This window comes from Streptomyces sp. NPDC030820 (genome assembly GCF_055572075.1).
Genome location: NZ_JBVIEB010000018.1, coordinates 134,542 through 144,972 on the forward strand (window position 1 = coordinate 134,542; position 10,431 = coordinate 144,972).

Below are 10,431 nucleotides of genomic sequence, written 5' to 3' on the forward strand. Positions count from 1 at the left end.
GGTCGGCAACGTCAAACAGGGATACACAATCCCCACCACCCCCCCCCCCCCCCCCCCCCTCCCCCCCCCCCCCACCCCCCCCACCCCCCCCCCCCCCCCCCCCCCCCCCCTTCCCGCCCCCCCCTGGACACAGCCCCCCCCCCACGGCTGTCCGAGGCCGGGGCGGCGGAGCAACGGACCGGTGCTCTTCTCGGGCGGTGCGGCTAGCGAGGGCGGCGGAACAGGACGGTCCAGAGGAACTCCTGGCCGAACAGCGCGGAGTCGGCCGGCTCCTGCCGCATGGCGCGCAGCTCGATCTCCTCCAGATCGGAGAAGATCCGGCGCAGTGACTCGGGGGTGTAGGCAAGGCCGCCGTGCGGCCCGGGCTCGCGGTAGAAGGCCGCGTCGGGGAGCTCGGATCCCATGCGTCCCGCGGCGAAGCAGGTGAGCGCGAAGTGCCCGCCGGGCGCCAGCACGCGCTCCAGCAGCGCGAGGTGGCTGACGCGGCGGTGCGGTGGCAGATGGTGGAAGCAGCCGGAGTCGTGGACCAGGTCGTACGGGCCGCCCAGCCCGCTCGTGCTGTCCGCCGTCAGGGTGAAGGCGTCCCCGCAGTGGAACCGGACGCCTCCCACCCGGGTGCCGGCTCCCCCGGCACCCGGTCCCGTGTCCCGCGCGCGCTCCTCGGCCCAGGCGATCGCGGTGGGCGAGAGATCGACGGCGTCCACGTCGAACCCGTGCGCGGCGAGGTACAACGCGTTACGGCCGGGGCCGCAGCCCAGGTCGAGGGCCCGTCCCGGCGCGATCAGACCGCGCTCCAGGTACGACACCAGGTTCTCGTCGGGCTTCGCCGCGAAGAACGGCACCGGTCTGTCCCGTTCGGCATAGAAGCCGTCCCACCAGGCGGCCGCGCCGTCCGTCCACCGATCGCCACCCGGCGCGAACAGCCCGTCCAGGAGTCGTAGCACGTCTTCCACCGTGCGGATGCCCCGGTCCATCCGGCCCCCTTTCCCGATGCCCAGAACCTAGGGGCGAGGACCGTGGAACACCAGGTCGCAGGGGGGGCGCCGCGTGGGCACCGGCGGGCGCTGAGCGGGCGCCGGAGGGGAGGCGGGGGCACCTGCCCCGAAGGCCGGCCGGCAGCCCTTCCAAGCCCCACGGCGCACCGGCAGGCAGCCTTCCGCGATCGGGCCGACGGCACTTTTTCGACTTTTTCGCCCACTCGCCCGGACCGCCGCCGAGCGGCCGAGGGACCGGCTCACTCCCGTGTCGCGGCCGGTGCCTCGTGACCGGTCTGGTCCGCGTCCGGCTGTGCGGCCGGGCGGCGGCGCTGGCGCAGCAGCAGGCGTCTCGCCGGGCGCTCCACCGTCTCGTACAGGAGCCAGGACAGCCCGAGCGACACCGCGAACGCGGTCGTGGTGACGGCGATCCCGGCCAGCAGACCGAAGTGCGGCTTGGTCCCGAGCACCTGTGTGGCGGACCGCAGCACCAGCAGATGGATCATGTAGAAGGCGAACGACAGCTCGCCGAGCCGCACCAGCCGCCGGCGCCGCCACAGCGAGGGAAACCCCTGCACGTCCGCGACGGCCGCGGCCGGGATCAGCAGGGTGAACCCGGTGATGGTGCACACGTTGGCGGAGTAACCGAGTGGGACCTGCGGGACGAGGAAGTAGCCGATGATCGCCAGGGCCAGTGAGGCCTCCAGACCGGGCCCGCGCCACCGGCCGAGCAGCACCAGCCGCGCGGTGACCGCGCCGAGGATGAACTCGGGCAGCCGGGCCGCGGGGAACGAGTACAGCGCGTACGTCCACCAGTGGTGGGCGTCCGCCCGGGCCAGCACCAGGACCGCCACGACCGACAGACCGCCCAGCACGGTCGAACCGCGCGCGCCGAGCCGGCGCAGCAGCAGGATCAGCAGCGGGAAGGAGGCGTAGAAGAAGGCCTCGCAGGCGAGGGACCAGCTGACCGGGTTCAGCGTCTGCCACCAGGGGCGCCACCAGGAGTGGAGCAGCAGCACATTGGACAGCGTCTGTTTCGGCGTCGGCCGCGTCTGGTCCGCCAGCGTGTACGCCATGACCAGGGCGAGGACCGCGGTGACCAGGTGCACCGGGTAGACGCGCGCGATGCGCCGTCTCCAGAAGGCGAGCGCGCGGTCGCCGGGCCGGGCCGACCAGGTCAGTACGAAGCCGGACAGCACGAAGAAGAACGACACACCGGTGGCGCCGGAAGCGAATCCCCAGGACATGAGGCGGCCGCCGGTGCCTCCGAAGTAGCCGAAGTTGTTCACATGGAGTCCGAACACCAGCAGTGCCGCCATCCACCGCAGTCCCGTGAGGGACGGGAGCGAGGGCATGGCGGCGGCTGGGGAATCCCTGGCGGTCGTGTCGCCGGGACGGGTCGGCGTCGTCCGGAACGTCCGGGTCGTCGCCGTTGTCATCGAATCACCTGCCGCAGAGGGTTGGCGTGGGGCATGAAGGGGTACCTTGCCCGTTCACCCCTGGTCCATCACGTCACATGGCAAACATCACACTCGCTGCCGAACGACAGACCTCTCCGTATGCCACGGACGGCCGGACCGGGTGCACCCGTACGAGGGACGCCCCACGCACCACCTTGATCAGCCCGCGGTCAGTTCCTTCGTGATCCGCTCCAGCATGAACGCCGAGGACTCCCGGGCCCGCTCCTCCCAGGCGAACACACAGGCCGTGGCCACGCCGTCGAACTTCAGCTCCCGCAGGGTGCCGAAGAACGCCTCCCAGTCGACCTCGCCCTGGCCGATGTCCAGGTGCTGGTGGATCCGGGCCGGGGTGCCGGGCGGGTTGAGGATGTACCGCAGGCCGGAGGACCCCTTGTGGTTGAAGGAGTCCGCGATGTGCACGTGCTGCAGCTTGTCGCCCGCGTAGCGCATCATCGCCGCGATGTCCGCCGTCGGATCCGCCCCGGACAGGTGGAAGGAGTGCGGGGCGCAGTACAGGTAGTTCACCCACGGCTTGTCGATCGCGCGGACCAGGTCGACCGCAGGTGTGTTCTCCTCGCAGAAGTCGTCCGGGTGCGCCTCCAGGTTCAGTGCGATGCCCTCCCGCTCGAACAGGGGCAGCAGCTCCTCCAGCGAGCGCCAGAACGCGGCCTCGCTCTCCGCGGCCCGCTCGGGACGGCCGTTGAACTCCGAGTTCATCAGCGGGCATTCGAGGCGCGCGGTGATCACGATCATCCGACCGCCACCGGCCTGAATCCGGTACCTGCGGCGGTCAAGCCGCTTGCGCGGCAAGGGCCTTGACGAGCTGATCCCGCGTCATCTTCGACCGGCCCGGGACGCCCGCGGCGCTCGCCCGCTCGTACAACTCCGCCTTGGACAGGGACCCCAGGTCCTCGGACTCCTTCCGGCCGGCGGCCTGCTTCTTTCCGGCGGCCTGCTTCTTGCCGGTCGCCGGTTTCCCGCCGCCGCCCTTGCGGCCCCGGGACCGGCCTTGCTCGACGCTCCGGCTGAGCACGTCCATGAGGTCGATGACATTGGTCGCCTCCGGCGGCTCCGGTTCGCCGACGACCTCCTCGCCCTTCCGCTTCGCGGCGACGAGCTTCCTGACGCGTTCCTCGTAGGTGTCGTGATAGTCGGCGGGGTCCCAGTCGATGGTGAGGGCGTCGATCAGCTGCTCGGCCGTCCGCAGCTCCTTGCTCCCGCTCTTGGTGCGCCGCTCCGGCAGCTCGGGCACCACGTCGGCGGGGTCGCGCACCTCGTCGGCCCAGTGCAGGGTGTGCAGCACGAGAACGCCCGGCTGCGCGCGCAACGCGGTCAGGTACTCCTTGCCACGCATGGTGAGCGTGGCGATCCCGGCCTTGTCCGAGCGCTCCAGCGCCGACCGCATCAGCTCGTACACCTTCACGTACTCCTTGCCGCGCGGGCCGACGTAGTACGTGCGGGCGAAGTACACGGGCTCGACCTGGTGCAGGTCGACGAACCCGGCCAGGTCGATCACCTTCGACCGCCCGGGCGCGATCTCCTCCAGCTCCTCCGGCTCCACGACGACGTACTCGCCCTCGTCGATCTCGTAGCCCTTGACGATCTTGTCGGTGTCGACTTCCTTGCCGGTGCGTTCGTTGACCCGCTTGTTGCGGATCCGGTCCGCGGTGCCGCGCTGAAGCTGGTGGAAGTGCACGGTGTGGTCCTCGGTCGCGGTGTACAGCCCCACGGGCAGGGTGACCAGCCCGAAGGTCAGGACACCGGTCCAGATCGGTCTCGCCATGGCTCCTCGCCTCCGTCGTGGGGCCGGCCGAACTCATAGAAGTGAGCCGGACGTCAGGCGGACCCTCCATGGACAGTCTCCCGGCGGCATGGTCCTTCGGCCACTTGTCCGCGCCGGCGGTACGCGATGACCAGCAGCTTCTCGCGGTGTATGACACCGCGACCAGCCGTCCGGTCTCACGAGGGTGGCCGGTTCCCGGGCCGCTCGCCGAGGGAGCGTCTCAGCTTTGGGTCTTGGTCAAGTGTGTGCCGCCTGGGATCCGGGGTGCCCCTACCCCGTAACGGAGACACCAAGACGCCGTGAGAGGACGAGGGTCGCAAAACCTACGAGTCCGTCGTGGGTCGGCCGTCCCGTCGTGGTGCTGTCCGGTCACCTCCGGCGTGCCCGGCCCGGGGACGCGCGTCCGGCCCGGGCGCCGGCCAGTCGCTCGGCCTCGGCCGCGGTCGCCTCGGCGTGGCGCCGGGCCTCCCGTACGGCGCGGTCGGCCTGCCGGACCCGGCCCCGTGCCTCCTGTTCGTCGGTACGGGACCGCCGCTGCTCCTCCTCGGCCTCGCGCAGCCGCGCGTGCAGCTCGCGTACGTGCTCCCCCGCCTCGGCCACCCGGTCGCGGGCCTCCTCCGCCTCCCGTCCGGCGGCCTCGGCCTCCGCCTCGCGGGCTTGCAGCTCCCGCTCCGCGTCCCGGGCGGCTCTACGGGCCTCGTTGAGACGGCGTCGGTGTGCCAGCTCGTCCACGGGCTCCTTCGCCTTGCCCCGCTTGCTCTCCGCTCCGCGTCCGCCGGGCTCCCCGCCCTCGGCGCGCTTCTTCGCCCCGGTCGCCGCAGGGGCGGCAGGACGGCGGTCGAGGACGCCCTCGTCCGCCTCGGGAAACCCGAACGTGGCGCTGAGCGGCTTCACGAGCCGCCCCACCGCCCACTCCTGGGCGGCCTCCGGATCGGCGAGCACGGCGTGCAGGGTTTCCTCGACCTCTCGTTGGACCCCCTCACCCACCGGACGTCCGGCCTCCGCCGCCAGCCGCCGCGCCTGCCGACCCAGCGCGCCGATCACCTCGCCCTGCCGGCGGACGAGCCTGCGCAGCCGTGGACCGTCCAGTTCGCGATGTGCCCGGCGCAGCTCCTCGCCGAGCTCCAGCAGCGGCTGGACTTCCTCCGGTTGTCGGCGTACGAGCAGATTGCCGGCCCATGCGGCCAGGCTCGGTCGCCGCAACGCGCCGATCTCCTTGGCGAGTTCCGGATCACCGGCCTTGCGGGCTTCCAGGGCGCGGCGGTCACGGGCGGCGACGAACTCCTCCGGCCGCAGCCCGTACAGCTCGTCGGCGACGGCGTCCAGGTCCACCAGCGTCCCTCTCGACAGCCACCTCGGTGACAGGGACCGAGTTTCTCGGTCTGTGGCGATTATGTGCGCGATGAGGCGAATCAGTCCGGGTGAGGCGGTGCGGATTACGGCGGGTCGACTGGGGCGGGACCCGGGGCGGCAGGCGCGACTTTCGGCGCCGGAGGCCCGACTACTGCTCGTACTTCCCCCACAAGGCCGACTACACAAGGGCGTTGAGCCAGTATCTGTGCTGGAGGAAGCCCGCAGCGAGCGCACCCAGGCGACGTGCAACTCCTCGACGTCTTCTCCTGCACCGCGTGGGCGACCCGCGCCACGACCTCGACGTGGCGAGCTATGCCATCACCAGGACACCGCACCCCCGGTTCACCCGTTCGGAGGACTGCCCGGCTTGCCGCGCCGCCGTCGCCGATCCGGGGCCACATGATGCGGGCATGCCCCCGACCCGCCCGCCGGTCCCATGCCCGACCCGCGCCCGCCGCCCCACCCCGCGAGGGGTCGCCGGACCGATCACCGGACCGATCGCCGTACCGCACGAGCCTCTCGCGCCCCGACGGCCCGTGCGCCAGGGCGCTTCGGGCGGAATCGTGCGAAGGCAAACGTGAACGCAAACCCCCGGGCGGATGCGAGGCGGACGCGCAGGTGGACGGCGGCCGACGGGACGCGACCAAAATTGCATCGCTCGTTTTCTTGAATCACTCGTGTTTATGAGGGTAGGTTCGGCCGCATGACCGCCTCCCCGACCCCGACCACCGCCGAGGAACTCCGCGGTGCCGGCCTGCGCGTGACGGCAGCCCGCGTCGCGCTGCTGGAGACCGTCCGGGCGGGCGACCACCTCGGCGTCGAGGCGATCGCCTCCGGGGTACGCACCCGCGTGGGCCACATCTCCCTGCAAGCCGTCTACGAGGCCCTGCACGCCCTCACCGCGGCGGGTCTCGTCCGCCGTATCGAGCCGGCCGGCCACCCGGCCCGGTACGAGGGACGCGTGGGGGACAACCACCACCACATCGTGTGCCGGTCGTGCGGTGCCGTCGTCGACGTCGACTGCGCGGTCGGCGACGCGCCCTGTCTGACCGCTTCCGACGACCGCGGCTTCGCCATCGACGAGGCCGAGGTCGTCTATTGGGGCATGTGCCCCGACTGTTCCACCGGCCGCAGTTCCTGAGCACCGAGTTCCGCACAGTTCGGAAGGATTGCCATGACTGAGAACCACGACGCGATCGTCACAGACGCGAAGGCGGAGGGGGCGAGCGGCGGCTGCCCCGTCGCCCATGACCGGGCCCTGCACCCGACCCAGGGCGGCGGTAACCGCCAGTGGTGGCCGGAGCGGCTCAACCTGAAGATCCTTTCCAAGAACCCGCCCGTGACGAACCCGCTCGGCGAGGAGTTCGACTACGCCGAGGCGTTCAAGAGCGTCGACCTTCCGGCCCTGAAGCGCGACATCGCCGAGGTTCTCACCACCTCGCAGGACTGGTGGCCCGCCGACTTCGGCCACTACGGCCCGCTGATCATCCGCATGGCCTGGCACAGCGCGGGCACCTACCGCATCAGCGACGGCCGCGGCGGCGCCGGCGCCGGCCAGCAGCGCTTCGCCCCGCTGAACAGCTGGCCCGACAACGCCAACCTGGACAAGGCCCGCCGGCTGCTGTGGCCGGTGAAGAAGAAGTACGGCCAGAAGATCTCCTGGGCCGACCTGATGATCCTCGCCGGCAACGTGGCGCTGGAGTCCATGGGCTTCACGACCTTCGGCTTCGGCGGTGGCCGCGAGGATGTCTGGGAGGCGGAGGAGGACGTCTACTGGGGTCCCGAGACCACCTGGCTGGACGACAAGCGCTACACCGGCGACCGCGAGCTGGAGAACCCGCTCGGCGCCGTCCAGATGGGCCTCATCTACGTCAACCCCGAGGGCCCGAACGGCAACCCGGACCCGCTGGCCGCGGCCCGCGACATCCGTGAGACCTTCCGCCGCATGGCCATGAACGACGAGGAGACCGTCGCCCTCATCGCGGGTGGCCACACCTTCGGCAAGACCCACGGCGCCGGCCCCGCCGACGCGGTCGGTGCCGACCCCGAGGCGGCCGGCCTCGAGGAGCAGGGACTCGGCTGGAAGAGCACCTACGGCACCGGCAAGGGCGCGGACGCCATCACCTCCGGCCTCGAGGTGACCTGGACCGCCACGCCGACCCAGTGGGACAACGGCTTCTTCGACATCCTCTTCGGCTACGAGTGGGAGCTGACCGAGTCCCCGGCCGGCGCCAAGCAGTGGGTGGCCAAGGACGCCGAGGCGATCGTCCCCGACCCGCAGGACCCGTCGAAGAAGCGCCTGCCCACCATGCTCACCACCGACCTGTCGCTGCGCTTCGACCCGATCTACGGGCCGATCTCCCGGCGGTTCCACGAGAACCCGGAGGAGTTCGCGGACGCCTTCGCCCGCGCCTGGTACAAGCTGACCCACCGCGACATGGGCCCGAAGTCGCTGTACCTCGGCCCGGAGGTCCCGGAGGAGACCCTGATCTGGCAGGACCCGCTGCCGGAGCGCGAGGGCGAGCTGATCGACGACGCCGACATCGCGACCCTGAAGACCAAGCTGCTCGACTCCGGGCTGTCGGTGTCCCAGCTGGTCAGCACCGCCTGGGCGGCCGCCTCCACCTTCCGCGGCAGCGACAAGCGCGGCGGTGCCAACGGCGCCCGCATCCGCCTGCAGCCGCAGCGCGGCTGGGAGGTCAACGAGCCCGACGAGCTGGCCCAGGTGCTGCGCGCCCTCGAGGGCATCCAGCAGGAGTTCAACGCCTCCTCCGGTGCCAAGAAGGTCTCCCTGGCCGACCTCATCGTCCTCGGCGGTGTCGCCGCGGTCGAGAAGGCCGCCAAGGAGGGCGGTTACGAGGTCGAGGTGCCCTTCACCCCGGGCCGCGTGGACGCGACCGAGGAGCACACCGACGCCGAGTCCTTCGAGGCGCTGGAGCCGACCGCGGACGGCTTCCGCAACTACCTCGGCAAGGGCAACCGCCTGCCGGCCGAGTACCTGCTGGTCGACAAGGCCAACCTGCTCAACCTGAGCGCCCCCGAGATGACGGTGCTCGTCGGTGGTCTGCGCGTCCTCGGCGCCAACTACCAGCAGTCCCAGCTCGGCGTCCTCACCAAGACGCCCGGCATCCTCACCAACGACTTCTTCGTCAACCTGCTCGACATGGGCACGGCGTGGAAGTCGACCTCCGAGGACCAGACCACGTTCGAGGGCCGTGACGCCGTCACGGGCGAGCTGAAGTGGGCCGGCAGCCGTGCCGACCTGGTCTTCGGCTCCAACTCCGAGCTGCGCGCCCTCTCGGAGGTCTACGCCAGCGACGACGCGAAGGAGAAGTTCGTCAAGGACTTCGTCGCCGCGTGGGACAAGGTCATGAACCTGGACCGGTTCGACCTGGTCTGAGCACGGCTGTGAGGGCGTCCGGCCCGACCCGCGGGGGTCGGGCCGGACGCCCTCGTCATGCGAGCAGAGGTCGGTCCCACTGTCACCGGAAGGTCACAGGAGATCCACAACCGTCACAGACGGTCCACAGCGGAAACCCGGAGCCTCCCGGCTCTGTCTCCCTCGGCGAGCACCGGCACGGAGCCGGTCGGACCACGTACACCGGAATCGGGGGACCTCATGCACCACCGCAACACCATCCGCCTCGCCGCGTCGGCGACAGCCGTGATCGCCGCCGCACTGTCGCTGACGGCCTGCGGGCCGGGCGACGGCGACGGGTCGGCGAAGGCCTCCTCCCCGACCCCGGCCTCCGCCAGCCCCTCCCGCAGCACCCCCGCCACCGTGAGCCCCACCACCACGGCCCCGTCGACCTCGGGATCCTCCGGCGGCGGCACGTCGACCGCCTCGGGCGCCCCGGTCTCTCCGGCGTCCGACACCTCGGCCGGCACGGCGCCGGCGTGCTCGCTGGCGGCCGTGGAGGCGACGGCCCACCAGGCGGCCGACCGCCCGGACGGCACGGGCACCGGCGCGGCGATCGTCGAGTTCACCAATGTCTCCGGGCACGCGTGCGTCCTGCGTGGACACCCGTCGGTGGGCGGAGCGGGCAACGGTTCCCCCGAGCACAACGTCCCCCTGAAGGTGACCCCCACGGGCACCGCATCGCCCGTGCGCCTCGCGCCGGGCGGCAAGGCATGGGTGAAGCTGACCTTCCACCAGGTCCAGGGCGAGGGCGACGGCTACTGCGCGTCCGGCGCGAAGCCCGCCGTCTACCCGACGCTCGTGGTGGGGCTGCCCGGCGCGGGCGCGCACCAGGTCGCGCTGTCGGACGGTGAGTTCGCCGAGTGCGACAACATCGTGACCGCGACCGCGGTCTCGGCGACGCAGCCGTCCTGACCGGTTCGATCAGCGGGCGGCCCCGGCAGGGACGACGGCCGGGGCCGCCCGCTCGCCACGCGGGCCGCGCCGCCCCGTCCCAGGAAGGACGACAGGCCCCGGTGACTCAGCGGCCGAGCGCCGCCGCACCCGCCTGGGCGTACTTCTCGTCCAGGTCACCGGACCGGGCGCCCGCGCCGCCGACGTCCGCGAGATGACGGCCGGCGCGGGCACGACGAGGCACCTTCCTGTGCCGCATCCGCCGACCTGCCCGACGCCCCGCTGCGGTGCCGCTTTCCCTGGGCTACTGGGCTGACCGGGTGCTGTTATCAGCAACCGAACTCCCGCCAATCCGTATGCGATTGCGATCGAGGCGATGCCCGCTTAGCGTCAGGGCGTCGGAATCGTCCGATAATGCCGATATACATCTATGTCGGCTTCCCCATGGTGCATCGAACGGAGCATTCATGTCGGTGATGACCGGTACCCCGCCTCTGCAGCAGTTCGGCCAGCAGATGGGCGGCCCGCAGCAGCAGATCGGCCAGGTGG

General features: G+C 71.5%; 8 protein-coding genes and 1 pseudogene. 3 read left to right on the forward strand and 6 right to left on the reverse strand.

Going from position 1 to position 10,431, the window contains the following annotated elements; translation table 11 throughout:
* Positions 1-203: 203 nt before the first annotated feature.
* From ACZ418_RS37030 to ACZ418_RS37050, 5 genes and pseudogenes are all read right to left on the reverse strand, one after another.
* Positions 204-974, reverse strand: coding sequence for a class I SAM-dependent methyltransferase (locus ACZ418_RS37030; RefSeq protein ID WP_468371691.1), 771 nt, complete (start codon positions 972-974; stop codon positions 204-206).
* 260 nt (positions 975-1,234) lie between these two features.
* Positions 1,235-2,413 carry an acyltransferase family protein gene (locus ACZ418_RS37035; protein ID WP_468371693.1) on the reverse strand — a complete coding sequence of 393 codons (1,179 nt, stop codon included), beginning with the start codon at positions 2,411-2,413 and terminating at the stop codon, positions 1,235-1,237.
* A gap of 180 nt (positions 2,414-2,593) precedes the next feature.
* Positions 2,594-3,190 (reverse strand): annotated as a pseudogene (locus ACZ418_RS37040) (sugar phosphate isomerase/epimerase family protein); the annotation flags it as partial.
* A gap of 34 nt (positions 3,191-3,224) precedes the next feature.
* Positions 3,225-4,217, reverse strand: a complete 993-nt coding sequence (ku, locus tag ACZ418_RS37045; RefSeq protein ID WP_468371695.1) for a non-homologous end joining protein Ku — start codon at positions 4,215-4,217, stop codon at positions 3,225-3,227.
* A gap of 369 nt (positions 4,218-4,586) precedes the next feature.
* Positions 4,587-5,549 carry a hypothetical protein gene (locus ACZ418_RS37050; RefSeq protein WP_468371697.1) on the reverse strand — a complete coding sequence of 321 codons (963 nt, stop codon included), beginning with the start codon at positions 5,547-5,549 and terminating at the stop codon, positions 4,587-4,589.
* Positions 5,550-6,273: 724 nt separating this feature from the next.
* On the opposite strand from ACZ418_RS37050, the gene ACZ418_RS37055 reads away from it, so the two are divergent.
* The 3 genes from ACZ418_RS37055 to ACZ418_RS37065 all read left to right on the forward strand — a co-directional run bounded on the left by ACZ418_RS37055 (position 6,274) and on the right by ACZ418_RS37065 (position 9,903).
* Positions 6,274-6,711: a Fur family transcriptional regulator gene (locus ACZ418_RS37055; RefSeq protein ID WP_451003155.1), complete on the forward strand. Its 438-nt coding sequence runs from the start codon at positions 6,274-6,276 to the stop codon at positions 6,709-6,711.
* 33 nt (positions 6,712-6,744) lie between these two features.
* The gene (gene katG, locus ACZ418_RS37060; protein ID WP_468371700.1) at positions 6,745-8,970 is read left to right on the forward strand and encodes a catalase/peroxidase HPI; all 2,226 of its coding nucleotides are present in this window, start codon (positions 6,745-6,747) and stop codon (positions 8,968-8,970) included.
* Between the two features lie 219 nt (positions 8,971-9,189).
* Positions 9,190-9,903, forward strand: a complete 714-nt coding sequence (locus tag ACZ418_RS37065) for a DUF4232 domain-containing protein (protein ID WP_468371703.1) — start codon at positions 9,190-9,192, stop codon at positions 9,901-9,903.
* Between the two features lie 106 nt (positions 9,904-10,009).
* Here the strand turns inward: ACZ418_RS37065 and ACZ418_RS37070 are convergent, their stop codons facing one another.
* The gene (locus ACZ418_RS37070; RefSeq protein WP_468371706.1) at positions 10,010-10,141 is read right to left on the reverse strand and encodes a hypothetical protein; all 132 of its coding nucleotides are present in this window, start codon (positions 10,139-10,141) and stop codon (positions 10,010-10,012) included.
* Positions 10,142-10,431: the final 290 nt, after the last annotated feature.